Origin of the sequence: Longimicrobium sp., assembly GCA_036377595.1 — a bacterium.
Taxonomy (GTDB): Bacteria; Gemmatimonadota; Gemmatimonadetes; order Longimicrobiales; family Longimicrobiaceae; genus Longimicrobium.
On the sequence record DASUYB010000023.1, the window covers coordinates 1 to 16,547 of the forward strand.

Here is a 16,547-nt window from a genome sequence, read left to right on the forward strand (position 1 = left end):
CTGGTTCTACGACCTGGACCTCCTGTGGCGGCCGCTGTTCTGGTCGTCCAACGGCGGCACGCTGAGCTCGCTGTACGTGTTCCTGGGCGGCGGCGGTCTGACGTCGGACCCGGTGGGCCAGCGGCAGTGCGTGAACTACGCCCTGTTCATCCTCAACGGCGTGTGCGTGCCGGACAGCCCGAAGATCGGCACGGTGGGGCAGGGTGTCGCGGGCCTGGGCCTCGACATCTTCCCGATCACGCCGGCCATCGGGATCTTCCTGGAGGCGGGCGTGCACGGCTACGACTCGCCCGCGCACGTGGGCGAGACGTCGCAGAACGCGTCGGACAAGTTCGCCTTCACGCCGTACGGCGTGCTGGGGCTGAAGGTCGGGTTCGGCAACATCATTCCGCCGCCCCCGCCCCCGCCGCCCCCGCCGCCGCCGCCCCCGCCGCCGCCGCCGCCCCCGCCGCCGCCCCCGGTGACGGAGCAGCCGGTGACCGTGTGCGTGGTGCAGAACGGCGCGCTGAGCACGGTGACGGGCTCGTACAACCCGAGCACGGGTGACACCACCGGCCTGCCGGGGATGGAGGCCAACGCCCAGAGCGCGACCTGGTTCATCAACAACGAGCCGATCACGTTCAATGGTCACCGCTACGTGAAGTACGGCCTGCCGCGCGTGCTGAACGTGGGCGACGTGAACAACATCGGCACGTTCGAGGGGGTGGCGGTGTTCGCGGAGCCGAGCGCAGCCACGCCGCAGGAAGTGATCTACGTGCCGGTCGGTTCGCGCTGCGAGTTCCAGCCGTACCAGATCGAGCGCAAGGCGGGCGCGGTCCGCGGCTGACGCCGCAAGCCGCAACAGCCTGAGATCGACGGAAGGGCGTCCCCGCGAGGGGGCGCCCTTCCGGCGTCTGGTGCGTGAGTGTGTCGGAGTCCGTCGGAGTGCGTGAGTGCGTGAGTGCGTGAGTGCGTGAGTGCGTGAGTGCGTGAGTGCGTGAGTGCGTGAGTGCGTGAGTGCGCCGTCAGGGCGGTCGATGCGCACTGCCGCACTCACGCACTTCCGCACTTCTGTTCCATCCGCGTCCGCTCCCCGTACATTGTCGCGCGAGCGAAGACCGGACTTTCACATCAAACCGATGGCGATTGGATGGAGACGGCGGCCGGCGGCGCGGAGGCGCTGAAGCGGAAGGCGGCGGAGCGCGCGGCGGAGTGGATCCGCGACGGGATGACGCTGGGGCTGGGCACCGGGTCCACCGTGCGCCATCTCCTCGACGTGATCGCCGAGCGGCGCGCCGCGGGCGAGTGGCGGGAGATCGTGGGCGTGCCCACCTCGGTCGACACCGAGCGGCGGGCGCGTGCGCTCGGCATCCCCCTGGCCACGCTGGCCGAGCGGCCGCGCATCGACCTCACCATCGACGGCGCCGACGAGGTCGACCCCGAGCTGCGGCTGATCAAGGGGCTCGGCGGCGCGCTGCTGCGCGAGAAGATCGTGGCCGCCGTCAGCGCGCAGCTGGTCATCGTCGCCGACGAGTCGAAGGTGGTGGAGAGGCTGGGGACCAGGGCGCCGCTCCCCGTCGAGGTCGATCCCTTCGGCGAGCCGGTCCAGCCCGATTTCCTGCGCTCGCTCGGCTGCGAGCCGGTGCGGCGGACGGGCGGCGACGGCGGCCCGTTCGTCACCGACGGCGGCAACCACGTGCTGGACTGCCGCTTCGCTCGCGGGATCGGCGACCCCCAGGGGGTGGAGCGCGCGCTGGCGATGCGGCCGGGGATCGTGGAGTCCGGGCTGTTCCTGGGGATGTCGACCGCGGCGGTGATCGCCGCGGCCGGCGGCGTGCGCGTCCTCCGGCGCGGGGAGGTGGCGTCGTGAGGCAGGTGAAGCTGGCCCCGTCGATCCTCTCCGCCGACTTCACCCGGCTGGGGGAGCAGGTCCGCGAGGCCGAGGAGGGCGGCGCCGACTGGATCCACGTGGACGTGATGGATGGGCACTTCGTCCCCAACATCACCATCGGACCGCTGATCGCCGCCGCGGCCAAGCGGTCGACGTCGCGGGTGATCGACGTGCACCTGATGATCGAGCACCCGGAGCGCTACCTCGAGGCGTTCGCGAAGGCCGGCGCGGACCACCTGGTGGTGCACGTGGAGACCTGCCCCCATCTCCACCGCACCGTGCAGCAGATCCGCGAGCTGGGCGTGAAGCCGGGGGTGACGCTGAACCCCGCCACCCCCGCCGAGGCGCTGTCGGAGATCCTCTCCTACGTGGACCTGGTGCTGGTGATGTCGGTGAACCCCGGCTTCGGCGGGCAGTCGTACATCCCCACCAGCACCGCCAAGATCGCGAAGATCCGGAGGATGCTCGACGAGCGCGGGCTGGTGGACGTGGAGCTGGAGGTGGACGGCGGGATCGTCCCCGAGAACGCGGCGGCCGTCGTCCGCGCGGGGGCGACGGCGCTCGTGGCGGGCTCGGCGGTGTACAACGCGCAGGCCTCCGTTGCCGAGAACCTGCGGCGGCTGCGCGCGGCGGCGGAGTCGGCCCTGCAGTCGTGACGGTGGACCGCTCCGCTGGCGCCGGTTATCTTTGCACCGCCGCCGGGATGGTGGAACGGTAGACACAGGAGACTTAAAATCTCCCGGGCGCGAGCCCGTGCGGGTTCGAGTCCCGCTCCCGGCATCGCATCGACGACGAGCCCCCGCGAGCCGCGCGCCCGCGGGGGCTTCGCCATTTCAACGAATCCGACGAATCTGGAAATTGGGTCCGCAGGAGTGCGGAGCGGCCGTGCGGCCGACCATCGGGGCTCGGCAGGACCGTTGCGATGCGAAGCGGGAGCCGCGGAGTGGCGCAAAAGCGGTCCTGAGATCCAAGATCTGTCCTTTTGCAATCCCTGGCTGCCGGATTGCTTGACAGTGGTGCAAGGCTGCACCATTTTGCAGAAACCTTCAACATCAGTCTGAAAAGGGAATGAGCGCCTCGGGGGCGGGCAGGGGCCGGCCGCGGGGGGCGGGGTCCGTGCGGATGCCGTCCGCACGGGCGCACAGGCCGCGCGCACTTGCCGGGCGCGGCCGGTTGGGCTACCTTCCGACCTGACGGACCCCCTGGCCACTTCCTGAGCCGCACCTGCACTCCGCGCCTCTCCGGCCCGGTCCGCCTTCCGCCTGTCCTTCACTCGTAAAGCAGCAGCCGAATTGAAGTTACCGGCACTCTCGCAGGCTCGCTCCGGCCGCGCACCGGCCGCCGGCGCCCCGGCGCCCCGCCCCGGTGCCTCCGCGAGCCACGGCGGTGCGCCGCGCTCACCCCGCCCGCACCAGGGCACCGCCTCCCGGGAGGAGTGATGGGTCTGATCGAGAAGTGCAGCCGCTACACGCGGGCCCGCGAGGTCCAGGCGTCGGGGTTCTATCCGTACTTCATCCCCATCGAGGCCAGCCACGACACCGAGGTGGTGATCGACGGCAAGACCAAGATCATGGTGGGCTCCAACAACTACATGGGGCTCACGCACCACCCGTACGTGCTGGAGCGGGCGAAGGAGGCGCTGTACCGCTACGGCACCGGGTGCACCGGCAGCCGCTTCCTGAACGGCACGCTCGACCTGCACGTGGAGCTGGAGGAGAAGCTGGCCGAGCTGATGGGCACCGAGGCGGCGCTCGTGTTCAGCACCGGCTACCAGACCAACCTGGGCGTGATCTCCACCCTGGTGGGGCGCGGCGACCACCTCTTCCTCGACAAGCTGAACCACGCCAGCATCGTCGACGGCGCGTCGCTGGTGTACGGCACCGTGCACCGCTACGCGCACGGCGACCTGCGCGTGCTGGAGCGGCAGCTGCAGGCGGTGCCCGACACGGCGCACAAGCTGGTGGTGACCGACGGCGTGTTCAGCATGGAGGGCGACATCGCCGACCTGCCGGCGCTGGTGAAGCTGGCGGAGCAGTACGGCGCCGAGCTGATGGTCGACGACGCGCACTCGATCGGCGTGCTGGGCCCCGACGGCGCGGGAACGGCGGCGCACTTCGGGCTGACCGACAAGGTGCTGCTGACGATGGGCACCTTCTCCAAGAGCTTCGCCTCGATCGGCGGGTTCGTGGCCGGGCCGGAGCCGATCCTGCACTACCTGCGGCACCACGCGCGCTCGCTGATCTTCAGCGCCAGCATGCCGCCGGCCTCGGTGGCCACGGTGCTGGCGGCGCTGGAGGTGATGAAGCGCGAGCCGGAGCGGCGCGACGAGCTGTGGCGGCTGACGCGGCGCATGCAGGAGGGGCTGAAGTCGCTGGGCTTCGACATCGCCGGGAGCGAGACGCCCATCATCCCCGTGGTGATCGGGGAGATGGAGGACACCTTCGTGATGTGGAAGGCGCTCTTCGACGCCGGCGTGTTCACCAACCCGGTGATGCCGCCCGCGGTGCCCGAGAGCCAGTGCCGCCTGCGCATCTCGCTGATGGCCACGCACACCGACGACCACATCGACGCCGTGCTCGAGGCCTTCGCCACCGTCGGCCGCGCGATCGCGGTGATCTGATCGCCCTCGACAACTGCGGCAGGACAACGGCAAAGAGCCGCCGGACCCCGGGTCCGGCGGCTCTTCGCTTGGATCCAGAACAGAAGGTCTCTCACAGAGGACACAGAGAACACAGAGGTCGACATCTTTTCTCCGTGGCCTCCATGCCCTCTGTGAGAGAATCAAGGGATTCGAGGATCCGCGACGCAGGCGGCTTCACGGTGAGTTTCTCCGCGCCTCCGCGGCTCCGCGTGAGACTCATGGGTATCCGTACAGTGAGACGAAGGTGCGGCACGGCGCGGCGCACGGTATCTTCCGCAGGCTGCGGCCCGGCGTCGCACGGGGATTGCTCTGGCGACGGCGCGGCCGGGACGAGGAGGAGCTGAGGCGTGACGATGGACGACGACGATCTGGCGGCGGGGAGCAACGGCGCGGGCGGCGAGGGCGGCGACGCGGCGGCGGTCGCGGAGATGGTGGCCGAGGCCGAGTCGCTGGGCGCCGAGGACCGCTGGGAGGACGCGCGCGAGCTGCTGCTGGAGGCGCTCCCCGACCACGAGAACGACGCGCTGCTGCTCTGCTGGCTGGGGATCGCCTCGGAGCGGCTGGGCGACGAGGGCGAGGCCTACGAGTTCTTCCGCCGCTCGCTGGCGCAGGCGCCCACCGATCCGTTCGTGCTGGCGGCGGCGGGGACCGGCGTGTCGGTGTACGACGACCCCGACGCGGAGGGCGCGCTGCGGCTGGCGGCCATCACCGCGCCGCAGTTTCCCTTCGCGCGCTCGGCGTACGGCGCCTACCTGGCGCGCGAGGGGCTGTTCGACGACGCGCTGCGCGAGCTGGAGGCCGCGCGCGACCTGGCGCCCGACGACGCGGCCATCCGCGCCGAGCTGGGGGTGACGATGCTGCTGGCGGGGCGCACGGCGGGCGGGGTGGACGAGCTGGAGGAGGCGCTGTCGAAGATCGACGAGCCGTGGCTGCGCGGGCTGTACGGCCTGGCGCTGCTGGAGACGGACCGCCGCGAGGAGGGCGCCGAGCAGCTCCACCGCGCCTCGAACGAGCGTCCCGAGGACGTGGAGATCCACCTCCTTTCCGCCCTGGCTTCCGCCGTGGAGGGGTGGGAGGACGAGGCGTGGGCGGCCATCGCGCGTGCCGAGCTGGCCGCCGAGGCGCTGGACGCCGACCTGATCCGCGAGGTGGAGGAGGCCGTGGAAGACGGCCCCGAGGCCGCGCGCCTCCTCCTGCGAGAGCACCTGGGCCCCTCGCTGCTGCGCGAGCGGCTCCACCAGCGCGACTGAGACACGACCCTGGCTCCGCTCTTTTCCCCCGGCCCCGGCGCGCCGCCGCCCGACGACGACCGCACGCTGGCGTACGGCGAGCCGCCGCCCGCGCCCGCCCCGCGCCCCGAGCCGCGCGCGCGCCGGCGCGACCGACGGCCGCGTGCGCCGCTGCCGGTGCGGCTGGTGCGCGGGGTGCTGCGCCTGCTGCTGATCCTGGTGGCCATCTGGGCGCTGCTGCTGGCGGCCATCGCCGTGTACGGCCGGCGCGACGAGGCGCGCGCGGCGGACGCCATCGTCGTCCTCGGCGCGGCGCAGTACAACGGCCACCCGTCGCCGGTGCTGGAGGCGCGGCTGGAGCACGCCCTGGAGCTGTACCGCGCGGGGCACGCGCAGGCGCTGATCATGACCGGCGGCCAGGCGCCCGGCGACACGGTGAGCGAGGCCGTGGTCTCGCGGCGCTGGGCCGTGCGGCACGGCGTGCCGCGCGGCGCCATCCTGGTGGAGACGTCGGGGATGACGACGCGCGAGTCGATGCGGGCGGTGTCGCGGCTGATGCGGTCGCGCGGGATGCGGAGCGCGGTGCTGGTGAGCGACCCGTTCCACATGCTACGGCTGAAGCTGCTGGCCAGGCAGATGGGGGTGCGGGGCTTCACCTCGCCCACGCACACCAGCCCGATTTCGCGCAACCCGGCGCAGGAGCGGAAGTTCCTGCTGCGCGAGAGCATCGGGCTGCCGCTGGCGCTGCTGGGGATGGCGTAGGGGGATGCAGGGGACAGGGGACAGGGGACAGGGGACAGGGGCGGACGGTCGGCGACGCAGGTCTCGGCCGGGCAGGGGATTGCCGGGCCGGAGAGATGCCGGGGCGAATGAATTCGCGGCAACAACCACACGAAGTCCGCCTTCGCGGACTACAGGCTCGGGCGCGGGTGAGATGGCGGTGCGCGCGGCAGGACTCGCCGCTGGGCTTGAGGATCTCCCCCCGCGCCGACGCGTGAGGGATGCGCGCCCGGAGGGCCGGGACACCGCCGCGCGTGACGGGATGCCGGGGGTCCGCATCGATGCCTGGCGCGGCGGGGGCCCGGCGCGGTTGGGCACAGTCGTATCGTGCCCTACCGCGCGCGCAGCCCGGCCCGGAGCGCAGCGGAGGGACACGCCCGCATCACGCAGTTGCAGTTGCTGTTGCTGTTCTCCCGACGACGCAGAGACCGAGAACGAGAGCGAGAGAGCACGGACGGAATGCAGATCCCGATCGAACGATACGAGCTGGACAACGGGCTGAAGGTGGTGCTGAGCGAGGACCACTCCACGCCCGTGGTCGCGCTCAACATCTGGTACGACGTGGGAAGCCGGAACGAGCTGCCGGGGAAGACCGGGCTGGCGCACCTGTTCGAGCACATGATGTTCCAGGGCACCGTGCACGTTCCCGGCACCAACCACATCGCGCACGTGGAGCGCGTGGGCGGCTCGCTGAACGCGTCGACCTACCTGGACCGCACCAACTACTACGACACGGTGCCGTCGGACCGGCTGGAGCTGGTGCTGTGGCTGGAGAGCGACCGGCTGGGGTTCTTCCTTCCCGCGCTGACGCAGGAGAAGCTCGACCTGCAGCGCGACGTGGTGAAGAACGAGCGCCGCCAGCGGGTGGACAACCAGCCCTATGGCGACTGGGACGAGCGGCTGCAGGCGCTGCTCTATCCCCCCGACCACCCGTACCACCACCCCGTGATCGGCAGCATGGCGGACCTGGACGCCGCCAGCCTGGACGACGTCGCCGACTTCTTCCGGACCTACTACGCGCCCGACAACGGCGTGCTGACGCTGTGCGGCGACTTCGACCCCGACGAGGCGCGGCGGCTGATCGAGCGCTGGTTCGGCCCCATCCCCCGCGGGCCGGGCGTGCCCCCGATTCCCGGGCGCCCCGTGCTGGAGCCGTTCAAGCTGGGGCGCGAGGTGCGCGAGACACGCGGCGGCGTGCCCCTCCCGCGCGTGTACCTGGCGTGGCGCGTGCCCGCGTACGGCACCCGCGACTACTACGTGGGCGACGTGGCCAGCGAGCTGCTGGCGGGCGGGAAGTCGGCGCGGCTGTACCGCTCGCTGGTGCGCGAGCGGCGCATGGCGCGCGGCATCGCCGCGTTCCTGCTGCCGGTGGTGACCGGCGCCAGCTCGCTGATCGCCCGCGGCAACGTGCCCGACGGCGAGGACCCCGCCGTGCTGGAGCGCGCCATGCGCGACGAGGTGGCGCGGCTGGCGTCGGGCGACATCACCGCCGCCGAGGTGGAGCGCGCGGTGACGGGGATCGAGGCGCGGCACCTGTTCGACCTGCAGAAGGTGAACGAGCGCGCCGACCAGATCTCGCAGCTCACCACCTTCTTCGACGATCCCGGCCTGATCAACACCGAGCTCGACCACTACCGCGCCATCACCGCCGACGACGTGCGGACCTTCGCGGCCGAGTACCTGACCGACGACAACCTCGTGGTGCTGACCTACATTGCCGACGGGCAGGAGGCGGGCTCGTGAGCGCCGTCGACCGCGCGCTCGCGCCGCCGCGGGGGCCGCTGCGCCCCTTCCGCTTTCCCCCCGTGCACCGCCGCCGGCTGGCCAACGGGGTGAACCTGCTGGTGGCGGAGATGCACAGCTTTCCCGTGGTCACCGTCGACGTGGTGTTCGACGCGGGCGGGCTGACCGAGAACCGCGAGCACGCCGGCGTGGCCGCGATCACCACCGCGCTGCTGGAGAGCGGGGCGGGGGAGATGGACGCCGACGAGATCGCCGAGCGGGTGGACGGGCTGGGGATTTCGCTCGATTCGGGCGTGTCGTGGGACACCGGGCAGAGCGGCTTCACCTGCCTGCGCGCGCGGCTGGAGCCCGCGTTCGGGGTGCTGGCCGACATCCTCCGCCGCCCCACCTTTCCCGAGCGCGAGGTGGAGCGCGCGCGCGACGAGCGGATGGCCACCATCCAGCAGCGCCGCGGCACGCCCAGCACGCTGGCCGACGAGGCGGAGAGCCGCTGGGTGTTCGCGCCGGGCTCGTCGTTCGGGCGGCCGCTGGGCGGGCTGCTGCGCACCGTGGCCGAGGTGTCGCGCGACGCGGTGGCCGCCTTCCACGCCGCCCGCTACCGCCCCGCGGGCGCCACCCTCGTGGCCGCGGGCGACGTGACCGCCGACGAGGTGCAGGCGCTGGCCGAGCGCTGGTTCGGCGACTGGGAGGGCGCCCCGGACCCCGTGGCCCCCGCCGACGTGCGGCCCCGGCTGGACCGCACGACGATCATCGTGGTCGACCGCCCCGGCTCGGTGCAGAGCGAGATCCGCGTGGGGCACGTGGGGATCGAGCGCGCGGCGCCCGACTACTTCGCGGTGTCGGTGCTGAACGCCATCCTGGGCGGCACCTTCTCGTCGCGGATGAACCTGAACCTGCGCGAGCGGCTGGGCTACACCTACGGCGCCTCGTCGTCGTTCGCCTCGCGCCGCCAGCCGGGGCTGTTCACCATGTCGACGGCGGTGCAGACGGAGGTGACCGCGCACTCGGTGAGCGAGATGCTGCGCGAGATGCGGGAGCTGCAACACGAACCGGTGACCGGTGCGGAGCTCGACGACGCGCGCAACTTCCTGGCGGGCGTCTTTCCCCTGGGCCTGCAGACGACGGACGGGGTGGCGTCGAAGCTCAGCACCATCGTCACCTACGGGCTGCCGGACGACTACTACGACGGCTACCGCGACGGCCTCCTCTCGGTGACCGCGGCCGAGGTGCAGGAGGCCGCCCGGCGCCGCCTGTGGCCCGACCGCGCCGCCGTCGTCATCGTCGGCGACGCGGAGAAGATCCGCGGCGAGCTGGAGGCACTGGACGTGGGCCCCGTGCAGGTGGTCGGCGCGGAGGAGATGGAGGCCTGATACGAAATCCGGGAATTTGGTTGATGCACCCGGACCGATCCCACGCTGACGTCATCCTGAGGCCAGCCAGACCGTAATCAGCGTCTGTACAAGCGTTTGCAGGCCGAAGGATCTATAATCGCGGCAGCACGAGGTTCGGTCGGACGCACCAATACTTCACCCGGATTCGGTATGACGCGGCTTTCGCACGCGGCCGGGAGACGGATCGATCTCACGCGGAGGCGCGGAGACGCGGAGGCGCACGCCGCGTCTCCGCGCCAGGCGATCTCCGCTCCTGCTGGGCAATTAGCATTGAGTTAACGTTCGTTCGAACGGGTTGAGCGGGGGCCGCTCGACCCGCATCTTCTTCCCGTAAGGTGACATGAGCGACACGCACGGCCCGGCCGGCGCGGGGATGGTCTCGCGCCGGCCGGTGCACAGGGGGCCGGTGGTGGACCTGGGGATCGACACCGTGCGCTTCCCCGACGGCTCCGTCGGCGAGCTGGAGATGGTGCGGCACTCGGGCGCCGCGGCGGTGCTCCCCGTCCTGAGCGACGCGGACGGGCCGGACCCGCAGGTGATGCTGATCCGGCAGTACCGCTACGCCACCGGCGGCTGGCTGTACGAGGTCCCCGCCGGGCGCCCCGACCGCCCCGGCGAGCCGTGGGACGACTGCGCGCGGCGCGAGCTGCTGGAGGAGACGGGGCTGGTCGCGGGCGAGCTGCGGTACCTCACCACCATCTGGACCACGCCGGGCTTCACCGACGAGCAGATCCGGCTCTACCTGGCCACGAATCTTTCCGGGGGGCCAGACCTCGTACGATCAGGACGAGTTCGTGGAGCTGGTGCCGATGCCGCTCTCCCGCGCGCTGGAGATGGTGCGCGACGGCGGGATCAGCGACGGAAAGACGATCTGCACGCTCCTCTACGCCGCCGGGTTCGTGTTCGGGATGTAGGCGTGTCAGACTGCCACGGCCGGGCGCGTTCAAGGGAGCAGGACGGCGGCCGGTGTGTCTTCCGGCGACGCACCGCGTCCCCCGCGGTGGACAGCCGCGCGACAGGGGCGGATGGGGCGGGCGGGAAAAAACGAGGCAGAATCAGGGCTTCAGCGCCTGCGGCCGCCGGGTACGACCCGTGCCTTTCCTCCGCATCCGGAAGCCTGCCACACAAGCGGTTCCTCACGAAGGGGGTTCCATGTTCGAAGTGCTGACCCACAGCCACTCGCCGCCCCGGCGCGGCCTCAAGACGCTGGACGACAGCGAGGTGGTGGCCGCGTTCCTGGCGGGGAACCGCCGCGCCTTCGACGAGCTGGTCGAGCGCTACCAGAACCGGCTGCTGAACTTCGTCTACCGCACCACCGGCGACCGCGAGCGCGCCGAAGACCTGGTGCAGGAGACGTTCATCCGCGTGTACCGGCACCTGCACCGCTTCGACCAGACCAAGAAGTTCTCGACCTGGATCTACACCATCGCCAGCAACCTGGCCAAGAACGAGCTGCGCAACCGCTCCCGCAACCCGCTGGTGCTGTTCCAGACGATCCTGAAGAACCGGCAGGAGGACCAGCGCCCGCTGGAGTGGGAGGACAACACCTACCGCCCCGACGATCTGTTCCGGAAGCGCGCGCTGAAGGCCCAGGTGGACGCCGCGGTGGACCAGCTTCCCGAGCATCACCGCACCGTCTTCATCCTGCGCGAGATGGAGGGGAAGACGTACGAGGAGATCGCCGACATCACCGACACCAACCTGGGCACGGTGAAGAGCCGCCTGAACCGCGCGCGCAACAGCTTCGCGCGGATCATCGCCCCGCTGCTGGACTGACCCCCGGCAAGGAGACGCGTTAGCGACGCTACCTGGTCCGACGAACGACGAGAGGGCGGGCTGCCGAGACGGCGGCTCGCCCTTCTCCGTCTCGGGCTATCTTGACAGAGAATTCTCACGCAGAGTCAGCAGGGTCAGCAGAGAACTGCGGTTTTTTAACTGCTAACCCTGCTGACTCTGCGTGAGCCAATAGGGATGTATGGTCGGGCACGAGGTCAGGAGATCTCGCCGGAGCTCACGTCCACCCCATCTTCATCTTCCCCTAATCTCGCTGGAACTCCAGAACGGGGCGCGCGTACAACGCAGCGTTGCCGGCCCACGGCGGGGCCGCACGGCCAACCAGCGGTGCTACCATGATCGACTGCGATACCTACCTGGCGCGCTACTCGGACTACCTCGACCACGACATGACCGTGGCCGAGCGCGACGAGATGGAGGCCCACGCCGACGAGTGCCCCCACTGCGCGCATTACGACCGCGTGGTGCGCCGCGGCACCGACGTGCTGCGCGACCTCCCCGAGCTGGAGGTGTCGGAGGACTTCGCCGACCGGCTGCGCTGGCGCCTGTACGCCGCCGACGAGGAGGAGCGCCGCGGCCGCCGCCTGGCCACGCCGTCGCAGGCCGCCGGGACGCTCGTCATCGCCGCCGTGCTGGCCGTGGCCGCGTGGGTGCCGCTGATGCGCCCGCGCCCGCACGTGGGCCAGCTTCCCGCGGTGGCCGCCTCGGCGCCGCGCGAGGGGACGATCCTCCGCCGCCTGACCGCGGGGCCGCTGCATCAGGAGGCCACCAGCCTGACCTCGCGGCTGGCGCAGATCGGCGTGAGCGTGCGCGAGATGCCGTATCACGACGTGGTGTTCCGCACGCAGGGGCCGCTGGTGGGGCAGCTCGCCGTGTTCTCGCCGCAGGCCGCCGCGGCGCAGCAGCCGTAACCCGTTCGCACTCCTCACGATCCACCGGCGTGCCGCAGATCTCCTACGACCAGCTGCAGCGCACTCTCCGCGACCGGGCCGCGGGGGGTGCGTTCTTCTTCCACGGCGACGAGGACTTCTTCCGCGAGGAGGCGGTCGGCCGGGTCGTGTCGACGTACCTGGACGAGGCCACGCGCGACTTCAACTTCGACCAGCTGCGCGGCGGCGACGTGGACGGCGACGCGCTGGCCTCCGTCCTCGCGACGCCGCCCATGATGGCCGAGCACCGCGTGGTGGTCGTCCGCGACGCGCAGGGGCTGGGGCAGAAGGCGCGCGAGGTGGTCGAGGCTGCGGTCAAGTCGCCCGAGCCGGGGCTGGTGCTCGTCATCTCCGCCTCGATCCCCTCGGGCTCGAAGGCCAAGTTCTACGACGAGCTGAAGAAGCACGCCACCTCCGTGGAGTTCAACCCGCTGGCCGCGGACGACGCGCCGGGGTGGCTGATGGAGGAGGCGCGCGGAACGCACGGGGTGGAGCTGGACGCCGACGCCGCCCGCGCCATCGTCGGCGCCATGGGGGTGGAGCTGGGGATGCTGGTGAGCGAGCTGAAGAAGCTGGCCGCCTACGCGGGCGACCGGAAGCGCCTCACCCTCGACGACGTGAAGGCGGTGGGCGGCGCCATCCCGCGGCAGGACCGCTGGGCCTGGTTCGACCTCGTCGCAGAACGCCGCTTCCGCGAGGCGCTGGACGCGCTTCCCGTCCTCCTCGAGCAGGGGGAGAACGGCGTGGGGCTGGTGATCGGGATGGGCGGGCAGCTGCTGAAGGTGGGGATCGTCTGCGCCGGCGGGCAGGGTGCGCTGGAGCGCGAGCTGAAGCCGTTCCAGCGGTGGATGGCGCGCCGCATCGTCCCCGTTGCTCGCAAGTGGACGCTGCCGGAGGTCGACGCCGCGCTAGCCGAGCTGCTGCGCACCGACCGCCTGCTCAAGTCCGCCTCCATGAGCGACCGCCAGGCCATGGAGGAGCTCCTCCTCCGCCTCTGGGCCATCCGCCCCGAGCGCGAGGGGCGCGCGGCGTAGGGTGACCGCGAACACCACCTGGATGCAACGGAGCCCGTGTCGCCCCATGGCGGCACGGGCTCGGTGCGAGTAGGAGACGCGCGTATCCGCCTAGTTCCCGTCGTTCACGGCGGCCCGGAATCCGGGGGCTCGCGTGCACCTACAGTTCCCACCTGGTGACGCAGTTGGCAGAAGCATCGGCCCGCGCCGGCGACGGGGGATTGAAGAAGCGCCTGTCCCAGTCCTCTGTGCCTCCGCGATCTCTGTGTCCTCTTGTGAAAATTAAGATCGTCCGACGCCCGAACGATCTTTCGGATTGGGGGATGACGATCATCCTCAGGGATGATGCGCGGATCTGCTTGCTCTGTGCATCTCCAAGGTCGTCCGGAGTTGCCGTCCGGCGGCCGCATGCGTAGATTCCGGCCACTTCCCGCGACCGATTCGCAGTCCCTGCGCCGGGCCTCCGGCGCGCTCCCCTCGCCCCGCCCGATGGCGTCCGACGACACTCCGCTGATGCTGCAGTGGCGCGAGGTGAAGGCGCGCCACCCGGATGCGCTCGTCTTCTTTCGTGTCGGCGACTTCTACGAGCTGTTCAACGAGGACGCGGTGGAAGGGTCGCGCCTCCTCGACCTGACGCTCACCTCGCGCAACAACGGCGGGTCGAAAGCGCCGCTCGCCGGCATCCCCGCGCACGCGCTGGACACCTATCTCCGCCGCCTCGTCGCGGCCGGCCGCCGCGTGGCCATCTGCGACCAGGTGGAAGACCCCGCGCTGGCCAAGGGGCTGGTCAAGCGCGCGGTCACGGAGATGGTGACGCCCGGCGCCATCTTCTCCGACACTCTCCTCGACGCGCGCCGCAACAACTTCCTGGCCGCCATCGCCGGGGATGCGGCGGGGGAGGGAAGCGTCGGCCTGGCGCTGGGCGACCTGACCACGGGGGAGATGACGGTGCGCCGCCTCTCCTGGGACGATCTCCCCGACGCGCTGGGGGTGTTCCAGCCGGCGGAGATCCTGCTGCCGCGCACCTGGGAGCTCTTTCCCATCCCCGGCGCGGCGGAGGTGACGCGGACCTATCGCCCCGACTGGCTGTTCGACGCGCGGACGGCGGCGGAGGAGCTGGGGCGGCACTTCCGCGTGGCCAATCTCGCCGGCTACGGCTTCGAGCCGGGCGACGAGTCGCTAGTGGCCGCCTGCGGCGCGCTGGTCGCCTACCTGGCCGAGGTGCAGCCGGCGGGGTTCGGGGGCCTGCGCCCCCCGCGGATCGAGCGGTCGGGGCACGTGATGGTGCTGGACGAGATGACGCGGCGGAACCTGGAGCTGGTGGAGCCGATCCGCGGCGCGGGAACGCAGGGGACGCTGCTGGGGGTGCTCGACGAGGCGCTGACGCCGATGGGCGGCCGGCTGCTGCGGAGATGGCTCCTCGCCCCGCTGGTCGACGTCCCCGCCATCGACGCGCGGCTGGACGCGGTGGCCGAGCTGGTGGAGTCCGACGCCGTGCGCCGCGGCGTGCGCGACGCGCTGGGCGAGGTGCGCGACCTGGAGCGGCTGGCGGTGAAGGTGGGCTCCGGCCGCGCGAACCCGCGCGAGATGCTGGCGCTGGCCGCCTCGCTCGGCCGCATCCCCCTCCTTCGCGACGCGCTGGGGGACGTGCGGTCGCCGATGCTGCGCGGCCTGCTGGACGGGCTCGATCCGCTCGACGAGGTGAGGGAGCGGATCGAGTGCACGGTCGCGGCCGACACGCCCATCTCCACTGCGGAGGGCGGGGTGATCCGCGGCGGGTGCCACGCCGAGCTCGACGAGCTGCGCGGGGTGCGCGACGGCGCGGTGGACTTCATCGCCCGGCTGCAGGCGCGCGAGCGCGAGCGGACGGGGATTCAGACGCTGAAGGTCGGCTTCAACCGCGTCTTCGGCTACTACCTGGAGGTCACCCGCACGCACGCCGAGCGCGTCCCCGGCGACTACATGCGCAAGCAGACGCTGGCCAACGCCGAGCGCTACTTCACCCCCGAGCTGAAGGAGTGGGAGGAGAAGGTCCTGGGCGCCGAGGAGAAGATCAACGCGCTCGAGGCGCGCCTCTTTTCCGAGCTGCGCGAGGCCGCCGCGCGCGAGGTGCCGCGCATCCAGGCCGTCGCCGAGCGGGTGGCGGCGATCGACGTCCTCTCCGCGCTGGCCGAGGTCGCCGTCCGCCGCGACTTCGCCCGGCCGGAGGTGGACGGCGGCTTCACGCTGGAGGTGCGCGGGGGACGGCATCCCGTCGTCGAGACGATGATGCCGCGCGAGGAGTTCATCCCCAACGACGTGCGGCTGGACCACGACGCGCGGGTGATGATCCTCACCGGGCCCAACATGGCGGGGAAGTCCACCGTCCTCCGCCAGGTGGGCCTAGTGGTCCTCCTGGCCCAGGTCGGCTCCTTCGTCCCCGCGCGCTACGCCCGGGTCGGCATCGTCGACCGCATCTTCACCCGCGTGGGCGCGTCGGACAACCTGGTCCGCGGGCAGTCGACGTTCATGGTGGAGAGGAACGAGACGGCGGCGATCCTCCATGGCGCCACGGCCCGGTCGCTGGTGCTGCTGGACGAGATCGGCCGGGGGACGTCGACCTGGGACGGGCTCTCGGTGGCCACGGCCACGACGGAGCATCTCCACGACGAAGTCGGCGCGAAGACGATCTTCGCCACGCACTACCACGAGCTGACGCGGCTTTCCAACCGCTTGCCGGGCGTGGTGAACTTCTCCGTCGCGGTCCGCGAGGTGGGCGACGACATCGTCTTCCTCCGCCGCTTGGTCGCCGGCGGCGCGGACCGCAGCTACGGCGTGGAGGTGGCGCGGCTGGCGGGGCTGCCCGAGAGCGTCGTGGCCCGCGCGCGGGAGATCCTGCGCGAGCTGGAGACGGCGGCCGCGCCGCAGCCCGAGGCGCCGCGGCACGAACCCGAGCTGCAGCTGGGGCTCTTCGGCCCGCCCATCCATCCCGCCGTGGAGAAGCTACGCGGGGTCGACGTGAACCGGCTGACGCCGCTGCAGGCGCTGAACCTGCTGTCCGAGCTCACCGACGCGGCGAAGGCATAGGCGCGCCGCTTCCATCCCCCCAGTGACAAAAACCCGCCGGCCGCGGCGAGCATGGGACGCTCGCCGCGGCCAACGCCGCCCTGGGGTGGAG

General features: G+C 71.5%; 13 protein-coding genes and 1 tRNA gene. 13 read left to right on the forward strand and 1 reads right to left on the reverse strand.

Annotation, left to right across the window (positions count from 1 at the left end; genetic code table 11):
- The 9 genes from VF092_03725 to VF092_03765 form a co-directional block, all read left to right on the forward strand.
- The coding region (locus VF092_03725) for a hypothetical protein (GenBank protein HEX6746401.1) at nucleotides 1-826 on the forward strand (826 nt) is incomplete at its 5' end.
- 303 nt (nucleotides 827-1,129) lie between these two features.
- Complete coding sequence (rpiA, locus tag VF092_03730; GenBank protein ID HEX6746402.1) at nucleotides 1,130-1,849, forward strand: ribose-5-phosphate isomerase RpiA; 720 nt, start codon at nucleotides 1,130-1,132, stop codon at nucleotides 1,847-1,849.
- On the forward strand, nucleotides 1,846-2,526 hold the full coding sequence (gene rpe / locus VF092_03735) for a ribulose-phosphate 3-epimerase (GenBank protein HEX6746403.1): 681 nt from the start codon (nucleotides 1,846-1,848) through the stop codon (nucleotides 2,524-2,526). The genes rpiA and rpe overlap by 4 nt, the downstream gene beginning before the upstream one ends.
- A gap of 41 nt (nucleotides 2,527-2,567) precedes the next feature.
- Nucleotides 2,568-2,650 (forward strand) — tRNA-Leu (locus VF092_03740).
- Nucleotides 2,651-3,308: 658 nt separating this feature from the next.
- On the forward strand, nucleotides 3,309-4,490 hold the full coding sequence (locus VF092_03745; protein ID HEX6746404.1) for an aminotransferase class I/II-fold pyridoxal phosphate-dependent enzyme: 1,182 nt from the start codon (nucleotides 3,309-3,311) through the stop codon (nucleotides 4,488-4,490).
- A 374-nt stretch (nucleotides 4,491-4,864) separates the two neighbouring features.
- Nucleotides 4,865-5,761, forward strand: coding sequence for a tetratricopeptide repeat protein (locus tag VF092_03750; GenBank protein HEX6746405.1), 897 nt, complete (start codon nucleotides 4,865-4,867; stop codon nucleotides 5,759-5,761).
- A 156-nt stretch (nucleotides 5,762-5,917) separates the two neighbouring features.
- Nucleotides 5,918-6,502 carry a YdcF family protein gene (locus VF092_03755; protein HEX6746406.1) on the forward strand — a complete coding sequence of 195 codons (585 nt, stop codon included), beginning with the start codon at nucleotides 5,918-5,920 and terminating at the stop codon, nucleotides 6,500-6,502.
- Between the two features lie 477 nt (nucleotides 6,503-6,979).
- Entirely contained in the window at nucleotides 6,980-8,263 is a 1,284-nt protein-coding gene (locus tag VF092_03760) for a pitrilysin family protein (protein ID HEX6746407.1), read from the forward strand.
- On the forward strand, nucleotides 8,260-9,633 hold the full coding sequence (locus tag VF092_03765) for a pitrilysin family protein (GenBank protein ID HEX6746408.1): 1,374 nt from the start codon (nucleotides 8,260-8,262) through the stop codon (nucleotides 9,631-9,633). The genes VF092_03760 and VF092_03765 overlap by 4 nt, the downstream gene beginning before the upstream one ends.
- Before the next feature lie 579 nt (nucleotides 9,634-10,212).
- On the opposite strand, the gene VF092_03770 is transcribed toward VF092_03765, so the two are convergent.
- A complete protein-coding gene (locus VF092_03770) occupies nucleotides 10,213-10,374 on the reverse strand; it encodes a hypothetical protein (GenBank protein HEX6746409.1) in 162 nt (53 codons plus the stop codon).
- Between the two features lie 432 nt (nucleotides 10,375-10,806).
- Here VF092_03770 and VF092_03775 point away from each other — a divergent pair, with 432 nt between their 5' ends.
- The 4 genes from VF092_03775 (at nucleotide 10,807) to mutS (ending at nucleotide 16,456) form a co-directional block, all read left to right on the forward strand.
- Nucleotides 10,807-11,430 carry a sigma-70 family RNA polymerase sigma factor gene (locus VF092_03775; GenBank protein ID HEX6746410.1) on the forward strand — a complete coding sequence of 208 codons (624 nt, stop codon included), beginning with the start codon at nucleotides 10,807-10,809 and terminating at the stop codon, nucleotides 11,428-11,430.
- 353 nt (nucleotides 11,431-11,783) lie between these two features.
- A complete protein-coding gene (locus tag VF092_03780) occupies nucleotides 11,784-12,359 on the forward strand; it encodes a zf-HC2 domain-containing protein (GenBank protein HEX6746411.1) in 576 nt (191 codons plus the stop codon).
- Nucleotides 12,360-12,388: 29 nt separating this feature from the next.
- Entirely contained in the window at nucleotides 12,389-13,411 is a 1,023-nt protein-coding gene (holA, locus tag VF092_03785) for a DNA polymerase III subunit delta (protein HEX6746412.1), read from the forward strand.
- 468 nt (nucleotides 13,412-13,879) lie between these two features.
- Nucleotides 13,880-16,456, forward strand: a complete 2,577-nt coding sequence (gene mutS / locus VF092_03790; GenBank protein ID HEX6746413.1) for a DNA mismatch repair protein MutS — start codon at nucleotides 13,880-13,882, stop codon at nucleotides 16,454-16,456.
- Nucleotides 16,457-16,547: the final 91 nt, after the last annotated feature.

Coding starts and splice junctions, on each gene's coding strand:
- VF092_03780 (HEX6746411.1), top strand. CDS start 11,784: ATGATCGACTGCGATACCTACCTGGCGCGCTACTCGGACTACCTCGAC.
- VF092_03745 (HEX6746404.1), top strand. CDS start 3,309: ATGGGTCTGATCGAGAAGTGCAGCCGCTACACGCGGGCCCGCGAGGTC.
- VF092_03760 (HEX6746407.1), top strand. CDS start 6,980: ATGCAGATCCCGATCGAACGATACGAGCTGGACAACGGGCTGAAGGTG.
- VF092_03775 (HEX6746410.1), top strand. CDS start 10,807: ATGTTCGAAGTGCTGACCCACAGCCACTCGCCGCCCCGGCGCGGCCTC.
- VF092_03750 (HEX6746405.1), top strand. CDS start 4,865: ATGGACGACGACGATCTGGCGGCGGGGAGCAACGGCGCGGGCGGCGAG.
- mutS (HEX6746413.1), top strand. CDS start 13,880: ATGGCGTCCGACGACACTCCGCTGATGCTGCAGTGGCGCGAGGTGAAG.
- rpiA (HEX6746402.1), top strand. CDS start 1,130: ATGGAGACGGCGGCCGGCGGCGCGGAGGCGCTGAAGCGGAAGGCGGCG.